The following is a 14,667-nucleotide window of genomic DNA, read 5'->3' on the forward strand; positions in this document are numbered from 1 at the left end:
AGAACAGAAGGACGGAAGAATATGACGATCCGCATCGGGGCGAACCCCATCGGCTGGTCCAACGACGACATGCCGGAGCTCGGCGGCGAGACTCCGCTGGAGGTCTGCCTGGCAGAGGCCAAGGAAGCAGGCTTCGAGGGCATGGAGCTCGGCAACAAGTTCCCGCGTGAGCCGGAAGCGCTGAAAAAGGCGCTCGCGCCCTTTGGTCTCGCCTGCGTGTCAGGCTGGTATTCCGCCGAGTTGCTCAACCGCGATGCGGATACGGAGATGAAGGCACTGCGCCCGCATCTCGACCTTCTTAAAAGCATGGACTCGAACGTGCTTGTGTTCGCCGAGACCTCGAACGCCATTCACGGTGATCGCTCCAAGCCTCTCTCGCATCGTCCCGTGATGCACGCCGGGGATTGGGCCGAATTCGGCCGCCGCATTACACAGGTCGCGGAGCGGACACTGCAGGAGGGCGTGCGCCTCGTCTATCACCACCACATGGGCACCATCGTTGAATCGGAGGCCGACATCGACGCCTTCATGAATGCCACGGGCGAAGCGGTTCACCTGCTGCTCGACACCGGCCACGCCACCTGGGGCGGTGCGGATCCGGCGGCGCTCGCCCGCCGCTATCGCAGCCGCATCAGCCACGTGCACACGAAGGATGTGCGGAAAAGCGTGATGGAAAGGTCGCGTGCGGAGAACTGGAGCTTCCTCGATTCCGTCATCGAGGGCGTTTACACGGTGCCTGGCGACGGCATGGTGGATTTCATCTCCGTGTTCAAGGAGCTGCCGGGCTATAATGGCTGGGTGGTGATCGAGGCGGAGCAGGATCCCAAGAAGGCTCATCCGCTGACCTATGCCAAGATGGGTTATGCCAATCTCACTCGCTTCCTGAAGGAAGCTGGCCTGCGTTAAGGAGAGCTCACGATGTCGAAGCTTCTCGTCAAACCGTCGAAGCCCGATTCATCTGGGCGTATCCACGCCATCACACCGGAATCGGCCGGTTGGACCTATGTGGGTTTCGAGGTCTACCAGCTCAAAAGCGGTCAGAGCTTGAAGCAGACGACGGGTAATCGGGAAGCCTGCATCGTCATGCTCTCGGGTAAGGCGCATGTGGGTGCAGCGGACCAGGATTTCGGCGTGATCGGCGGGCGCTCCTCGCCGTTCGAGCCGGATCCGTGGTCACTCTACGCGCCCGCTCATTCCGAGTGGTCGCTCAGGGCCGAGACCGATTGCGAGATCGCTGTCTGCACCGCACCAGCCGAAGGAAAGCTTCCGGCGCGTGTGATCCGCCCCGATCAGGTGGGACAGGAAACACGTGGCAAGGGCACCAACACGCGCCATGTGCGCAATATTCTGCCCGAGACTGAGCCTGCAGAAAGCCTGCTCGTGGTGGAGGTGATCACACCGTCCGGCCATTGGTCGAGCTATCCGCCCCACAAGCACGACCGGGACATGCTGCCCCACGAGTCACTCTTGGAAGAGACCTACTACCACCGGCTCAACCCGCCTACGGGCTTTGCGCTGCAGCGGGTCTATACGGATGACCGCTTGCTCGACGAGACACTGGCCGCCAGCAACGGCGACGTGGTGCTGGTGCCGAAGGGCTATCACCCTGTCGGGGCGCCGCACGGCTATGAACTCTATTACCTGAACGTGATGGCGGGCCCGAGGCGGATCTGGAAATTCTACAACGATCCCGATCACGAATGGATGCTGAAGACGGCCTAAGCAGCCGTGAGAGCGTTTCTCGGCGAAGTGGGTCCGGTTCACCGTTAAAAATGCTCTGCGCCAAAGAAAAGAGTCGTTTCCACAGAAGGAGAAACGACTCTAGCGCTCGATCTCGACTCTCAACTGGATCACATCGACGGACACACCGAGAAGCCGCGCGATCCGGTAGCGAGCCTCATCCAGAATTTCCGGCACGCTCGAGGCCTCGCGGCCGAGAGACAACGCCCCGGCATCGTCCTGCACATGAGGAGGCACGCGGCTGGCCACTCCCTCGTCATCGTCGAGGAACATGACGCCGTGGTTCTGCCCGTCGTACCACATGACCTGGGCACGCCGGGTGAGCTTCTTTTTCGGGATCTGCAGCTCGAATTCCGCAGGGACTTTGACAGGTTGAGCGAATACGAGCCGCGCGCCGGTCTCGGAGAGATCTCGCACGGTGCATTCCATTCGGGAGAGGCGATTGTTGTAGACAATATGCCCCTCAAGAAGAGTGCGCGAGCGCTGACTGGCGCGACGCTGCTCAACCGGATTCATAACCCCCCCTTTAGATGTCCCGCCATATGGCAACAAAAGGCAGGACGAACCTAGTCGGCCACATCTTCTAGGCCGTTTGGCCGAGCTCTTCGGATCGCCGTTCTTGAAAGGCTGCCTTAGAGCACGGCACTTATGGTAATTTCGTAACGCCAATTTTGACAACTTGGCGTGGCAATATTTCAAAAATGCCTTGCAAAATTGCGCTTAAGGGTTGGCTGCCCAGCCGGCAATGCTCGAGGGGAGCTTCTTTTCGTCAGCATCCGGTGTGGTCATGGGGCGGGGAGGCACTGCCCGTGCCATGCAATCCCGCATGTGAACCCTGCGGGCGTCTTTGATGATAGCCCGATACTGCTGCTCGGACATGTTGCGGGTCCGATAGATCAGCCTCGTTTCCTTATAGCAGGCGTTCCAGCGGGCATCCTGGCTAGGCTCAATCATCGACAGGGACGTCCAATCCTGAGCGGAAACTCCTCCCGAAACGAGGCTCGCAAGACCAAGAATAAACAGGGCTACGACACGCATCTCTATGCTCCCAAGTCAGGAGCATAAACCTTTTTTCGCGAACTTGTTGCTCCCCTCTCGGAGGCTCCTGCGAGCTACTTCTCAAGGTCCTTGCGCTTTTCAGGATAGAAGAAAACGTCATTCTGCCAGGAGGAGTTATCCCCGTTGAGGAGCGTGGGTTGTCCCGGGAGATGCCCAAAGGGAATGGCGCACCCGACACGATTCGAACGTGTGACCTTTGCCTTCGGAGGGCAACGCTCTATCCAGCTGAGCTACGGGTGCTTGTGGCGGTGGGCCAGTGAAACAGCCAGTGAATCCAATCAGTTACAGTGACCAGCCTAACAGCCTTTACGAGCTTAGCAAGGGACTTGTAGCGATCTGTTCAACCAGTTTGTCACACTCACTGTGACAACCACTGTGACAAGCCGAGGACCACCCCAACGGGGGAAACGGAGCTAAACAAGGGTCGAGCGATCGGCTCAGAGACTTTTGCAGCAAAACTTCATTGGCTCTCGGCTGTGGTTTGAGGCTATCAGCGACGTGGATACGGCTCATACGCCCAACCATCGTTATCCCGGTCATGCTGCGGCCAGTAGCCCGGTTGATCCTTGTAAGCCGGGGCTAAGCCAACGGTGAAAACTGTAGCTCAGCTTAGGTAGGTCACTACGTGCTTTGTTTACATGGTTGCGGTTTAAAGGATCGACGACGGGGTAGATCAAGGCGTCAGATCATAAGGCTCCAACCTACGGCGACTGAGCTACCCATACCCGGTACGTCTAAGGATGATCATGCCAACGGCCGCTGGCGCTTCTTGTTATGAAGGTGAAACATCTGTGTCCGTCCATCGGTAGGCGGCTCCAACTCATGCTGAGTGTCTGGCTGTATCAGTGCCGGTTGGTGAACTTCGACAACGAGAAACGCGCAACTCCTTTTCACGACAAGGGAGGCCCATACGATGGGACGAAAGATCGGATCCAATTGCGTAGCATTAATCGTCGAGGATGATGTGGAGCTTAGAACACTAGCAGTGAAGCTTTTGGAAGAGACTGACCTGAATGTTGTCGAAGTATCCTGTTGTGAAGAGGCTCTGTGCTATCTGAACTTCAATGGAGGGAAGGTTGCGTTTCTTTTTGCTGAGGCAAAAGGTTCTCGCTTAATCAGTGGTGTGGACCTCGCGCGAACAGCTAGGCTGAGATGGCCTAGGATTAGAACAGTCCTTACATCGGGTGAGCCTCTGGAAGAGGACTTACACAAAACCCTGCGGAATGTGCGGTTTATGCTCAAACCTTGGATGGCTCTTGAGGTGTTGATAGAGGCTGAGAAGGCCACTCGTCAGGCGATCCAATAAAATACACTGACAAACTCACAGATCAGCAAACCCTCCCGGTTGCCGTAATTAGCTTCCGGAAGGGTAATCGTTAAACAGCGGGCAAGCCGTTGCCTCACTCTTTCAGCTTGCCTAAGAGTATCAGCCGCCTTCTGAGCCTCAGCGTTAGCAAGCCCGTCAACACGTTCGTTCTGCTCATGTCCGGCGTGACCCTTGACCCATTGCCAAGTGATACTGCGATCAGAGTTGAGCCTATCAAGCGCCTCCCATAGCTGCTGGTTCTTCACAGGCTCACCCGCTGCCGTTCGCCATCCTCTTTTCTTCCAGCCGGGAAGCCATTCCGGTTATCTTCGACCAGCGACTGTTAAAGCCAAGGTTAACTCTTGGTTAGCATTATGGAGTCAGGTTCGAGGCTGAACGTCAACGGAGCCTCACAATGCGTACCCTCAAGAACTCGCTTGTCCTGCTTGTATCGGCTTCTGTGCTTGGTCCATTCTTTGTCATGTCGGCATACGCAACGACGATCCTGGCTTCAGCCTTTGTGGGTCAGTAAGGCTTGAACTAAGGTCGATAAATACCCTCACAAACGGATAGGGCAGCAATCCCCTCAGTTGCGTTGATTGGCTTCTGAGGGGATAAGCATCAGTGAGGCGCGTGATCGCCAAATAGGTGAGGCTGGAAGAAAGAAAGCTGGATCGGCACTTGGCCAGCCCTCGGTGCTTCTCTCTTCATGTTGGGTGTCCTTGCGTCATGCCTCACCCGCTGACGAGGCATTTGGTTTGACATAGAACGGTAGCGTTTGAGTTTCGGACCTTCCTCATCAGTTTCATGAACTATCTTGCCTGCGGCTTCACTCACAGTAGACCACATGGCGACCGCCGATGAGCCTTCATGGCTCATGGTGATTGGAGTATCGTCGGGTACACCCTCGGCTTGCAGGATACGAGCAGCGGTAGAGAATGGCGTCTTGCTCTTGCAGAGCAGTCGTTGACCCAGGGATGCAGCAAAGCGCCCCCGGCCCAATGGACGGATGGCAATGTTCATTAAGTTCTCAATTGATTGGGTTTGGAAAAGGAAAGAGCCAGGTCCAACGAGGATCACTGGCTCATAGAATGTGCTTGTAGTGGGTGAGGCGGAGGGTAAGGGCGGCGTTCAGCCTGTCAGTGGTGGGGTAGTCCCGGATAGTATGTTCTCAAGCCTCAGAGAGTTCTTGTATCACTCCGCTAATTGCGGACGGGATGAAGTAGATCATACCGACTTGATCCGATCCGTCTGGGCTCAGCGTGATGAGTGTATTGTCCGTTACCCCTGCTTCTCGAAGAAGGAGAGCCGTGTCCAAGACTGGGGTCCGACTGACTATTGGGTTAGGGGGTGTTGAAGATGTAAGTGTCTAGCGAGAGGTTATGCCTCTTAGTATCCTTACTTCTTCTTTTAAGGGTCGGTCAGAAAAAATCTTGTGACACAAGGACCTATAACCATTCAGTCCAAGTTTGATGTCTTCAAATATGGACCAATGATCCTTAAGCCTGCTGCCTCACTCAGGGTCTATCTCAGTTAAGTTGAGTCAGCTCAGTGAAGTGCCATGCTGTTGGTATTCAAAAAGGTTGAGCCTGAGTGTCAGACCAATTAGTCAGCCTTGGTGTTAGCCGACCTGTATCAGGTAAACACAACAGATTGGGTATATCTGACGTGATGATGAAGTCATACTCGGTGAGATTCAGTAGCTTTGACTATTCTTGTGGTAGCCAAAAACCCCTTGGCTCAGCAGAGGACTAAACCTCAGCCTCATCCGGTCAACACTAGGGTCAGCTCAGGTCTGAGCTAGTAGAGCAGTCTTACTCACCCATGTTCAGCAAATGGGCTTTGCTCTGATGGTGGACGAAATAGCACGGACTTAGCCAATGCCTTAGCTGCTTGGTTAGCATTGTGGTCAGTGTAGGTCTGAACCATCAGGGCTGGCGTCTCTGCCGTCCCTACGCCGACGCTCATTCATGAGAACGAGAAAATCATGGCGAACGCGATTCAGTTCACGTTGCAAACGTTCAAGGCGGTCAAGCAATTGTGCCTCGGTCAGTCTCGCAGAGACATGATCCTTCATCTTAGCTTGACGTCCCTTCATAACAGCCTCCAATTCCATGAGCAGGGTTTGACCCATGCCCGGAACTGTGAGCCACTCTTTCGCTGGGATGCTGAACACTTCCTGAAGGGCCGGACAACGTCCTTGAAACTCGGCGAGGATTGCTGACCTCAAGCGACCGGAACAACGCTCTAACGGAAAGGGATCACTTGCCTGCATCAGAGCCATCATGGGTTTGTGAACAGTCACCCCACAGCACCCCCCAACCTTGGCCGGATTAAGACTGGCAGGCGGTCTATCTATGTCTCTAGCCTAAGACGTTGGGTAGCTGCGTTGAGGTACGACGGAAGAACTTACCGAGCCTAAGGTCGGATTGATGCTGGCTGGCCCTTTGTCTCGCCACCGGCTGAACCGATCATTGGGCCATTGCTCAGCCTGTCCTCGATAGTGAAGCCGCCAGAACTTTTTACTGCTTGCTGAACAAGTAGTGGGGTCTGGAAGTTGCAGGCCCTAATTATCCTCACCTCGGCTTCAACAACAGGGGAATGAAATGCCCCGCTATTTCTTCCACCTACGATCCAAGGGTCAGTTTATCTGGGATCAGGAAGGGGTTGATCTGCCCGATGCCATGACGGCCCTAGGCGCAGCGGATAAAGCTGCGGCCGAACTTCGCGGTGGTCTGCTTCATGAAAGCAAGCATGGCTGTTGTTGGACTGTTGCGGTCGCGAGTGAAGGTGATCAGCTCATCCACGTCACGGCGCTCTGAGTTCGAAGGATATGTCAGCCGTCGACACAAGGATCAGGCTGTTTCCTCCGGTGGATCTGGCAATGGCATCCAGTGGGTCGCCACCACCACTCCGTGGCTTTGATCGACCCAGATCCCTCGATGAGGAGACCAACAGCCCACGGTGCGGTCTGACCATGCGGTGTAGATCAGGACAGGCGAGCCATCCCGAGGAGCCGTTTCAATCGGCTGCCACCGGCCAAAGGTATGCGGACCTATGAGGCTCATGGTCGAACTTCGAGCTACTCGCCTCGTTCCCGCTGCTCCAACTGCCCCAAGAGTGTGGCGAGACGCTCTGGTAGGGGCTCCTTCATCCATCTTTCGTACTGTGATCGCAGATCCCTGCCAAGTTGGGCTCGCATCTTCAGATCCCAGAAGCTGAGGTTCAACAGGCTCCCTTGGTCTCCTCGCCACTGATGCTCGTCCTTGATCAGCATGACTCCTCACCTCCGCTGAACCGGCTCACAGGTTCGGCGTGATCTTGATTGTCGTTGGGGAGGAGAACCCCTGGAAATAATTGAGGTTTCAGCGTGGCGTTAACATAAGTTGGTCCATGTCGATACCATGTACCACTGACCCTTGCGACGACACCATCATAGGATCGACAAAGGCGGGATCGGGTCTCACCGGAGCCTAGGACTCCAGTCACCCAGGCACACCCCCGGGTAGCAGGGGTATCTTCAAAAACAGGGCTAAAAAACTTGTTCTTGGTGTTCCCAGCCAGCACAGCAGTGAGTGCCTCTGGGAGATCGGCGGCCTTGCAGAAGCCTTTACTGTGAAACGGTGCCATTTCCATCTAAAGTCCCGTCCGGCATGACGACCTTCAGCCGAAACCCTGGTCGTTACAGTTTCCACGGACCTATTCAGCTTGTTCGTGTACCTTCGCTCGTACCTCGTCGGACATGTCTTCATACCAAGGCGTGGCTTTCCCCCTGCTTCTCCGGCCTATCGAAGATCCAGCTATCTTCAGGCACCCAAGAGCATTGCCAAGAGTTCTTCCATCCAGCGGGAAGACCTAGCCTGTCGAAGGTGAAAGAGAACGAGCGAACGCTAATCGTGAATTCCATGATATGATCCCATAGCTGTTATGCGGCGGTTGATTAACGATGCCATAATCGAGCCATGATTTGCGTTAGCTTGGCAAGACATTTAATGATGATTTACCTATCCACCTCTGCACATATTCTCACGTAGTTATTCATCTATGCAGAGGTGGATACTTTATTTACCTGAGTTGGTTCACGAAAAACTCTGTGTGATTCTGAAGACGCACAGGGAGTTGTTCTGACTGAGCCTCTGATGGCTCTACCCCCTTTGGACTCTTGATAGTGTTCTTCCTTACGAGCACGATCACTTGCGAGGAGAATCCGCCTTGAGCCCCAACCGGGGCTCTTTCTTTTGGGGCAGTCCCGCTTCTTCAGCCTGTCGAATACCCGACCGTCTCCAAGGACCCAAGAGCACTATCACGAGGCTCCCCAGCCAGCGAGAAAGTTCGACCTTCGGCATTACCCACTGACCACAAAAATGGCTCCCGCAGGATTTGCCTGAAGGAGCCAGTGGTAAAACAGGGGGAGGAAACAGCTTTGAGGATATCACCGCCCGTCGGTGTTGATGTGCGGACGCGCACCTGAGGCACGGGCACTTTTCTTGGGGCACCCAAGAGTAGACCAAGACATGAGAAAGGGCCGCGCCTGAACTCTGATCCAGGTCTGCGGCCCTTGGCCCGCCGCCCCCACGGGAAGCCTATCGGTATCTGATTTGCTTCCTGTTCGAACAGCAGCCAAAGGGAGTAACGCTTTAGGGCTGTGCTGGTTCGCTGGTTTTCGTTTACTGTTGCTTATCAGCCATGATTTGCCCCTACGGCTGACCACTTGGGAGCGCCTTTACGGGCGCTTTTCTTTTGTCATCCGCACGCTCTTCCGCTCTGCCTCACTCACCCATGAAACGTAACGCAAAGTAATGCGTTGGCTCGTAACTGTCATTTACGAGGGCACGGAAAGATGAAGAAGGTAACTTGGCTATTAACGGCGGCGTTGATTGGATCAGGTATTGTCACTTCGACGCCTTCATTCGCTCAAGTCCAATTTGGTATTGGACCTGAAGGCCCGAGCATCCGGGTTGGACCTGATGAACGCCGCTATGAACGTCGGTATATTGAACGCCGTCGTGTGTACGACGAGGATGATCTTGCGACAGGAAGTGTAAATCGCTGCCGAACCATGGTCATTCGTGAAGAGGATGAAGACGGCGACATAGTTACTCGCCGTGTGAGGCGTTGTCGCCAATAGCTTGTTTCATCATGCGCTATTGAAAGGGTCTGAGAGGCGACATTCTAATCTCTCAGACCTTTCTTCGCGCCTTCTCAGGTTGCTGCTTTAGCCAACTTCTCTGCCATTTTTTCCGGCCTGAGGTGGGTGTATCGGCTCAACATCCTTGGGTCTCTATGACCACTGACAAGAGCAACCTCATGTGCGGTGAGGCCATACTCAAAGAACCGGGATACAGCTTCATGCCTTGGGTCATGTAGCCTCAGGTCTTCCAAGCCAGCCGCACGGCATTGGGTGTAACCGGAAAGACCCGCTCATCCTTCCTCTCCAATGAGATAGCATCTCAACCGCCTTGGGTATCAGCGGGATCGTCCGAGGATGGCCGTTCTTGGTCTTGAGTATGCGGATGGTGAGAGCAGTCGGATCAACATCCTTCCATCGGATCGACGGAAGTTCACCCCGGCGCATCCCTGTCTCAATAGCAAGGGCGATCAATGGGCGAAGATACCACGCTGAGCCTAAATGGCGTCAGACAGTCGGGCATTGTCGCCTTCCTCAAGACGCCGTTCTCTTGGCTTGGAGTCGCTTGGTAGCTTGATTTGGTGGACTGGATTGGTCCAAATGGGGACGTTCCATTCAGTTCGCGCAATCTCAAAAAACATGGCGAAATATCATCAGTTCTCGTCGTACGGACGCTGGTTTAACCGCCTTCAAGCGGTCGTCTCGATAGCGGGTCACTGATGCGCCCGACAGATGGTGAAGGCTGGTGTTAGCTATATCGTGACCAAGGAGCTGGCGAAGCCTCGATTGCTCAAACTTGGCTCCCCGCTTCCTAGGGGTGACTTCAAGTTCGTACCTCCTGAGAAGGTCAGCCACTGTCATTCCCTTAAAGTCCCGGATCGTGACTGGAAGCTCAGCTCGGTCGATTTGCCTCTCTTTGTCCCTCGCGCATTCTGCGGCGTCAGCTCGATTTGAGAAGGATTTGGTAAGTGGCGGGAAGCCGTCTCGGCGTACTTGCACTTGCCAGGAAGAGCCGCGCTTGCGGATGGTCGCCATAGGTTGTTTTCCGTTCAGCTGCGACAGGGCTGTGACGGATTGGGTTCCTCGGCTGTTTGGGAGGCTTAGCCTCTGTGCCAAATCCCTTGCTCTACAAGAGTTTAAGTTGGCGCACCCGACACGATTCGAACGTGTGACCTTTGCCTTCGGAGGGCAACGCTCTATCCAGCTGAGCTACGGGTGCTTCGAGGCTTTGGACCTGATCTCTTCCCTACCTGATTAGGGTCTCCAAGACAACCTCTGACGAATAGGCCACATATCCGATCTGACTCAGGCCTTGGCACACAGCGGGTGAAGAGCGCCAAGGCCTCATTATGGCTGACTGCAAGGCGTTGCAGGCGCTAGGCTTCATCCGTGGCAGTCCGCTGCCGTATGACGTAACCCAGGGCCAGGACCAGGAAGGCTCCTGCAATGGCGCTCGGAATCTCCGCCTTGTGGTCGAGTTCCTGGCCAAGCTGACCTATGAGCCACGGGTCCGAGATCAGCATCTCACCGGCAACCCAGCCTAGGAGAGCCGCTCCTGCCCAGACCAGAAGGGGCACGCGATCCAGAAGCGTCATAATGAGGGCGGCACCGGCCACGATGAGCGGAATCGAAATCGCCAGTCCCAGAACGAGAAGGAAAGTCGAATCCTGTGCCACAGCCGCAATCGCCAAAACATTGTCGAGGCTCATGACGGCATCGGCGATCGCGACTGTCCATACGGCGTGCAACAAGCGATCCGTCTCCTTCACCGACCCTTCCTCGTCGTCGCCGGCAAGGAGCTTCACGGCAATCCAAAGAAGAAGCGCGCCGCCCACAATCTTGAGGAAGGGCGTCGACAGGAGCGCCGCGACAAGAACCGTGAAGACGATCCGCAGGGCAACCGCCACGCCTGCGCCAAGAATCATCCCGATCCGACGTTTGTCCTGTGGCAAGCCTCGGCACGCCAGGGCGATGACCACGGCATTGTCGCCAGACAGGATGACGTTGATCCAGATGATCCCAAGAACTTTGAGAATTTGAGGGAGAAAGGCTTCCATATTCGAGAACTTGATTGATGTTCAGGAAAGGCAGGGTGCTTGGCGCTCCTTGCAGGCCGCAAGAACCCGGCTGCAGTGATTGGCCCGTGCTTCAAAGCTGTTCCTGAAAGACAGAAAGGGGCGCTTCTTTCAAGAAGCGCGCGGCAATCGACCGGAAGCCGTCGAAGCTGCTTCCAGAATAGGCTCAGAGCCAGAGTCCCGGTGGGCCTGTTGCGTGCGGAGCTCCGAGAAGATGGGCTGGAAGGACCGCGTCTGGAACGACCTGGCGGATGCCCTGCCCGTTCACGCCAAGGATCGGACGGCAGAGGATATTCGGCAGAATGAGAGCGTCTGGGCCACCCTCCCCGCCGCTCCGCCCATCCCGGCAAGTCTCCGGGTCCGTCTCTCCGTTGTCGGGCGGATCCGACAGCGAGAGGGTTTCTTCGAGCTGGAACGGGAAGGAGCTCTCAAGACCCGCATCCCCGATGGCGGGAAGCCACGCCAGGAACAGCAATCCAAGCAGCGCCTGCACGAGAAGGAGGAAAATGCGAGGTCGGGCCACCGCTCTATCCAGCTGAGCTACGGGTGCTTGAGGTCTCCGGTCTGATCTCTTCCCTACCTGATTAAGGGCTCCAAGACAATCTCTGAAGGCAGAGCCGTCGAGCCGTCGCGATTTAAGCGGTTCTGGCTGGCGGCAGGATCAGCGCCAGATCGGCCTCGGTCAGGAGTCTAAACTGGCCGGGCTCTAGATCCCCGGGCAGGGCCAGATCTCCGATCCTGTCACGATGCAGGGCCGTCACGTGGTTGCCGACGGCCGCGAACATGCGACGGACTTGGTGATAGCGCCCCTCCGCAATCGTGAGATAGGCGCTTGTGCCCGAGAGCGCCTCCATCGTGGCCGGCAGGAGCGGCTTGTCCTCTCCCTCCAGCATCAGCGTGCCGGCGGAGAAGATCTCCGCCTCGTCACCACGCAATGGGCGATCGAGAGTCACGTGGTAGCGCTTGGAGATGTTAGCGCGGGGCGAGATGATCCGGTGCAGCAGATTGCCGTCATCGGTCATCAGCAGAAGGCCCGAGGTTTCCTTGTCGAGCCGGCCGATGGTGGAGATCGCCGGATCGCGACGGCGCCAGCGCTCGGGCAGCAGACCATAGACGATGGGCCCCGCCTCCTTGTGCGAACAGGTCACGCCGAGAGGCTTGTGCAGCATCAGCGCGAGACCGGGCGGCGGATCGAGCGGCTTGCCGCGGATGAACATACGCTCCGAGAGGTCGCGGGTCACGACGATCCGGTCATCCGCATCCTCAACGGTCTCGCCATCGAGCGTGACGAGACCGGCATGGACGAGTTGCTGCACCTCGCGGCGCGAGCCATAGCCCATATTGGCGAGCAGCCGGTCGAGACGAAGCGTAGGAGCCTTGCTCATTTCTGGGCCTCGTAGATCTTGTATCCGGCAGCCTCGATTTTTGAGGTCACGCGCTTGAACAGAGGCTTCAGCACGCCCTCGTAGGGCAGGTGGCGGTTGGCGACGAGCCAGAGCACGCCGCCCGAACGCAAGGCCTCGGCGGCCTTGCGGATGAAGCTCTGACCCAAGCTCTGATCCTCGGCGCCGCCATCATGGAAAGGCGGGTTCATCACCACGAAATCGAAGCCGCTGAGACGCACGCCACTGCGCACATCCCCCCAGCGGATATCGGCCCGGGTGTCCTCGACATTGCGCCTGGCCATCTCGGTGGCGCGACGGTCGATGTCGAGCATCACCAGATGCTCGACCTTCGGAGAGGCGAGGATTGCGCGGGAAAGAATGCCAATACCGCAGCCGAAATCCGCGCCCTTTCCACTGAGAGAAGGCAAGTTCTCCTTGAGAAGAGCGCTGCCGGGATCCAGGCGGTTCCAGCTGAACACGCCGGGCTGGGTCCACAACCGAAGCGCTGCGTCGAAGCGCGGCGCACCCTCGGCGACAGCCTCCTCGATTCCGATGAGTTGGCTGGGCCGCTCGCAGGTGCAGATGCGATAGTGGCGGCGGGAGGTTTCGTTCACTGCGCAGCCAAAGCCCTTCAGCTCCTTGGCAAGACGCGATCCGCCCTTGTCCTTGGGTGCAAGGACCGTGAGCACGCCGCCAGGAACCAGCGCCTTCAGGGCCAGAGCGACGGCGTAGCGCCGCTCCACGGTGCCGGGAGGAGCGAGCACCACGATTTCTGTCAGGGAGCCTTCCGCCTGATCCTCCAGCTTTCCGGAGCCTGGGATCAGGGGCGAGAACTGGGTGCTGCCGGCCGGCGCTGCGGCCAGTTCTGCCGGTGGCGTTCCATAGACGCCAGTTGATGTGATGTCTTGCAAAGCTGCTCGGTCCACGCTGAACGAGCCGTGTTCTTATTATGCCAGGGCCTGGAAGGTAAGTCTCAAAGGATCGGCGGTATCCGGAACATCGCCTCAATGTGTCGAAAGAGGCTTCGGCCTGGCGGAAACAGCCCGGATTTCTGATTCTCCGACGGCGCGCTGAGTGCCGGTCGTCGTGTGCCTGATTCTGTAGCCGAACTCGCCGTTGGTGCTTTCCGGCATGAGGCGGACGATCTCGTAAACGCCGTCCGTCCGATCAGCGAAGCGTGTTCCAGCAGAGTGGACCAGCTGGCCCAAGGCGTATTTGTGGCTCATGAAAGCCTCCTGTGTGACGGTCAATTGAGAGACATCGACCTGGGTAGAGTGTGAGCCCTGATCGGCAGGGTGTGCTCGACTTCCGCGTCGATGTCCTGGTCGATGATTTCGGCCAGCACCATCGTGTCATCGGCCCCCATGGCACTGGCGGGATAGATCTGGAACTCGCTGTTGCTCTCGACGACGATGGCGTCGCGACCGAACCGCAGCACGCAATTGGTCTGGCGCATGAGCCATTCCGGCACCAAGTCGCCAGCCTCGAACGTCCAAGTCTTTTCAGGCATCGTGAACCTTTGCTGGGCTGACATCCTCAGCCGGAGCGCCGCTTAGCGGCGGCGAAATTGCGGACGGCGTGCACCTGCCGGACGGGGAGCGCCCGATCCACTGTCCTTGTGGCGGAAGATGAGCCTGCCCTTGTCGAGATCATAGGGCGACATCTCGACGGTGACGCGGTCGCCAGCCAGCGTCTTGATACGGTTCTTCTTCATCTTGCCAGCCGTGTAGGCGACGATCTCGTGACCGCTCTCAAGCTTCACGCGATAGCGGGCATCCGGCAGGATTTCGATGACTTCGCCTTCGAACGTGATCAGTTCTTCCTTGGCCATTGATAAATTCCTGTATGTGAAAACAAAAAAGCCGCTCCCGAAGGGCGGCTTTGCCAGGCAGCGTGGGACGCCACGCCGCCTGATGATGAGATGGGCTTTTAAGCCGTCTGGATGTTGTTGACGGCGACCTTGCCGGAGCGGCG

General features: G+C 57.0%; 19 protein-coding genes, 2 tRNA genes and 2 pseudogenes. 5 read left to right on the plus strand and 18 right to left on the minus strand.

Going from position 1 to position 14,667, the window contains the following annotated elements; genetic code table 11:
- Window positions 1–21: 21 nt before the first annotated feature.
- Together iolE and iolB are read left to right on the plus strand one after the other, a co-directional pair.
- Window positions 22–906 carry a myo-inosose-2 dehydratase gene (gene iolE / locus AA309_RS00740; RefSeq protein ID WP_047187060.1) on the plus strand — a complete coding sequence of 295 codons (885 nt, stop codon included), beginning with the start codon at window positions 22–24 and terminating at the stop codon, window positions 904–906.
- 12 nt (window positions 907–918) lie between these two features.
- Window positions 919–1,722 carry a 5-deoxy-glucuronate isomerase gene (iolB, locus tag AA309_RS00745; RefSeq protein WP_047187061.1) on the plus strand — a complete coding sequence of 268 codons (804 nt, stop codon included), beginning with the start codon at window positions 919–921 and terminating at the stop codon, window positions 1,720–1,722.
- A 99-nt stretch (window positions 1,723–1,821) separates the two neighbouring features.
- On the opposite strand, the gene AA309_RS31560 is transcribed toward iolB, so the two are convergent.
- From AA309_RS31560 to AA309_RS37540, 4 genes and pseudogenes are all read right to left on the minus strand, one after another.
- Window positions 1,822–2,256 carry a PilZ domain-containing protein gene (locus AA309_RS31560; protein WP_052954411.1) on the minus strand — a complete coding sequence of 145 codons (435 nt, stop codon included), beginning with the start codon at window positions 2,254–2,256 and terminating at the stop codon, window positions 1,822–1,824.
- Between the two features lie 204 nt (window positions 2,257–2,460).
- Window positions 2,461–2,778 (minus strand): hypothetical protein, encoded by a 318-nt coding sequence (locus AA309_RS00755; protein WP_047187062.1) that lies wholly within the window; start codon window positions 2,776–2,778, stop codon window positions 2,461–2,463.
- A 184-nt stretch (window positions 2,779–2,962) separates the two neighbouring features.
- Window positions 2,963–3,039, minus strand: a tRNA-Arg gene (locus AA309_RS00760).
- A gap of 250 nt (window positions 3,040–3,289) precedes the next feature.
- Window positions 3,290–3,379 (minus strand): annotated as a pseudogene (locus tag AA309_RS37540) (hypothetical protein); the annotation flags it as partial.
- Window positions 3,380–3,712: 333 nt separating this feature from the next.
- On the opposite strand from AA309_RS37540, the gene AA309_RS00765 reads away from it, so the two are divergent.
- Window positions 3,713–4,105, plus strand: coding sequence for a DNA-binding transcriptional response regulator (locus tag AA309_RS00765; protein ID WP_047187063.1), 393 nt, complete (start codon window positions 3,713–3,715; stop codon window positions 4,103–4,105).
- Here the strand turns inward: AA309_RS00765 and AA309_RS31565 are convergent.
- The 3 genes and pseudogenes from AA309_RS31565 to AA309_RS33950 form a co-directional block, all read right to left on the minus strand.
- A pseudogene (locus AA309_RS31565) lies at window positions 4,090–4,413 on the minus strand (RNase H family protein); the annotation flags it as partial. The gene AA309_RS00765 and the pseudogene AA309_RS31565 overlap by 16 nt on opposite strands.
- 313 nt (window positions 4,414–4,726) lie before the next feature.
- Entirely contained in the window at window positions 4,727–5,128 is a 402-nt protein-coding gene (locus AA309_RS00775; RefSeq protein ID WP_047187064.1) for a hypothetical protein, read from the minus strand.
- Window positions 5,129–6,014: 886 nt separating this feature from the next.
- On the minus strand, window positions 6,015–6,410 hold the full coding sequence (locus AA309_RS33950) for a hypothetical protein (RefSeq protein ID WP_210166506.1): 396 nt from the start codon (window positions 6,408–6,410) through the stop codon (window positions 6,015–6,017).
- Window positions 6,411–6,711: 301 nt separating this feature from the next.
- Between AA309_RS33950 and AA309_RS33955 the strand changes: the two genes are divergently transcribed.
- The gene (locus AA309_RS33955) at window positions 6,712–6,927 is read left to right on the plus strand and encodes a DUF6894 family protein (protein ID WP_150117343.1); all 216 of its coding nucleotides are present in this window, start codon (window positions 6,712–6,714) and stop codon (window positions 6,925–6,927) included.
- A gap of 260 nt (window positions 6,928–7,187) precedes the next feature.
- On the opposite strand, the gene AA309_RS37545 is transcribed toward AA309_RS33955, so the two are convergent.
- A complete protein-coding gene (locus tag AA309_RS37545; RefSeq protein ID WP_047187066.1) occupies window positions 7,188–7,382 on the minus strand; it encodes a NepR family anti-sigma factor in 195 nt (64 codons plus the stop codon).
- 1,563 nt (window positions 7,383–8,945) lie between these two features.
- Here AA309_RS37545 and AA309_RS33965 point away from each other — a divergent pair.
- A complete protein-coding gene (locus tag AA309_RS33965; protein ID WP_150117345.1) occupies window positions 8,946–9,233 on the plus strand; it encodes a hypothetical protein in 288 nt (95 codons plus the stop codon).
- A gap of 74 nt (window positions 9,234–9,307) precedes the next feature.
- Here the strand turns inward: AA309_RS33965 and AA309_RS37125 are convergent, their stop codons facing one another.
- The 10 genes from AA309_RS37125 to infA form a co-directional block, all read right to left on the minus strand.
- On the minus strand, window positions 9,308–9,487 hold the full coding sequence (locus tag AA309_RS37125; protein ID WP_280136860.1) for a site-specific integrase: 180 nt from the start codon (window positions 9,485–9,487) through the stop codon (window positions 9,308–9,310).
- Entirely contained in the window at window positions 9,465–9,680 is a 216-nt protein-coding gene (locus AA309_RS37130; protein ID WP_280136861.1) for a tyrosine-type recombinase/integrase, read from the minus strand. The genes AA309_RS37125 and AA309_RS37130 overlap by 23 nt, the downstream gene beginning before the upstream one ends.
- A 695-nt stretch (window positions 9,681–10,375) precedes the next feature.
- Window positions 10,376–10,452: transfer RNA gene (locus tag AA309_RS00800), tRNA-Arg, on the minus strand.
- 157 nt (window positions 10,453–10,609) lie between these two features.
- Window positions 10,610–11,290: a TerC family protein gene (locus tag AA309_RS00805; RefSeq protein WP_047187068.1), complete on the minus strand. Its 681-nt coding sequence runs from the start codon at window positions 11,288–11,290 to the stop codon at window positions 10,610–10,612.
- Between the two features lie 184 nt (window positions 11,291–11,474).
- Window positions 11,475–11,831 carry a hypothetical protein gene (locus AA309_RS00810; RefSeq protein ID WP_047187069.1) on the minus strand — a complete coding sequence of 119 codons (357 nt, stop codon included), beginning with the start codon at window positions 11,829–11,831 and terminating at the stop codon, window positions 11,475–11,477.
- A gap of 112 nt (window positions 11,832–11,943) precedes the next feature.
- Window positions 11,944–12,693: a pseudouridine synthase gene (locus AA309_RS00815; RefSeq protein ID WP_047187070.1), complete on the minus strand. Its 750-nt coding sequence runs from the start codon at window positions 12,691–12,693 to the stop codon at window positions 11,944–11,946.
- Complete coding sequence (locus AA309_RS00820) at window positions 12,690–13,604, minus strand: class I SAM-dependent methyltransferase (RefSeq protein WP_047187071.1); 915 nt, start codon at window positions 13,602–13,604, stop codon at window positions 12,690–12,692. The genes AA309_RS00815 and AA309_RS00820 overlap by 4 nt, the downstream gene beginning before the upstream one ends.
- A gap of 93 nt (window positions 13,605–13,697) precedes the next feature.
- Window positions 13,698–13,919 (minus strand): hypothetical protein, encoded by a 222-nt coding sequence (locus AA309_RS00825; RefSeq protein ID WP_047187072.1) that lies wholly within the window; start codon window positions 13,917–13,919, stop codon window positions 13,698–13,700.
- A gap of 20 nt (window positions 13,920–13,939) precedes the next feature.
- Entirely contained in the window at window positions 13,940–14,203 is a 264-nt protein-coding gene (locus AA309_RS00830; RefSeq protein ID WP_047187073.1) for a hypothetical protein, read from the minus strand.
- Between the two features lie 42 nt (window positions 14,204–14,245).
- Window positions 14,246–14,524: a translation initiation factor IF-1 gene (gene infA, locus AA309_RS00835; protein ID WP_047187074.1), complete on the minus strand. Its 279-nt coding sequence runs from the start codon at window positions 14,522–14,524 to the stop codon at window positions 14,246–14,248.
- Window positions 14,525–14,667 lie beyond the last annotated feature (143 nt).

Source organism: Microvirga vignae, from assembly GCF_001017175.1.
GTDB classification, from domain to species: domain Bacteria; phylum Pseudomonadota; class Alphaproteobacteria; order Rhizobiales; family Beijerinckiaceae; genus Microvirga; species Microvirga vignae.

Excerpts from the sequence above, each read along its gene's own strand:
- AA309_RS33955 (WP_150117343.1), top strand. The coding sequence starts at position 6,712 with ATGCCCCGCTATTTCTTCCACCTACGATCCAAGGGTCAGTTTATCTGG.
- AA309_RS31560 (WP_052954411.1), bottom strand. The coding sequence starts at position 2,256 with ATGAATCCGGTTGAGCAGCGTCGCGCCAGTCAGCGCTCGCGCACTCTT.
- AA309_RS00775 (WP_047187064.1), bottom strand. The coding sequence starts at position 5,128 with ATGAACATTGCCATCCGTCCATTGGGCCGGGGGCGCTTTGCTGCATCC.
- AA309_RS00765 (WP_047187063.1), top strand. The coding sequence starts at position 3,713 with ATGGGACGAAAGATCGGATCCAATTGCGTAGCATTAATCGTCGAGGAT.
- AA309_RS00815 (WP_047187070.1), bottom strand. The coding sequence starts at position 12,693 with ATGAGCAAGGCTCCTACGCTTCGTCTCGACCGGCTGCTCGCCAATATG.
- AA309_RS00825 (WP_047187072.1), bottom strand. The coding sequence starts at position 13,919 with ATGAGCCACAAATACGCCTTGGGCCAGCTGGTCCACTCTGCTGGAACA.
- AA309_RS37545 (WP_047187066.1), bottom strand. The coding sequence starts at position 7,382 with ATGCTGATCAAGGACGAGCATCAGTGGCGAGGAGACCAAGGGAGCCTG.
- AA309_RS00830 (WP_047187073.1), bottom strand. The coding sequence starts at position 14,203 with ATGCCTGAAAAGACTTGGACGTTCGAGGCTGGCGACTTGGTGCCGGAA.
- AA309_RS00755 (WP_047187062.1), bottom strand. The coding sequence starts at position 2,778 with ATGCGTGTCGTAGCCCTGTTTATTCTTGGTCTTGCGAGCCTCGTTTCG.
- AA309_RS37130 (WP_280136861.1), bottom strand. The coding sequence starts at position 9,680 with ATGCGCCGGGGTGAACTTCCGTCGATCCGATGGAAGGATGTTGATCCG.
- AA309_RS00805 (WP_047187068.1), bottom strand. The coding sequence starts at position 11,290 with ATGGAAGCCTTTCTCCCTCAAATTCTCAAAGTTCTTGGGATCATCTGG.
- iolB (WP_047187061.1), top strand. The coding sequence starts at position 919 with ATGTCGAAGCTTCTCGTCAAACCGTCGAAGCCCGATTCATCTGGGCGT.
- iolE (WP_047187060.1), top strand. The coding sequence starts at position 22 with ATGACGATCCGCATCGGGGCGAACCCCATCGGCTGGTCCAACGACGAC.
- infA (WP_047187074.1), bottom strand. The coding sequence starts at position 14,524 with ATGGCCAAGGAAGAACTGATCACGTTCGAAGGCGAAGTCATCGAAATC.
- AA309_RS33965 (WP_150117345.1), top strand. The coding sequence starts at position 8,946 with ATGAAGAAGGTAACTTGGCTATTAACGGCGGCGTTGATTGGATCAGGT.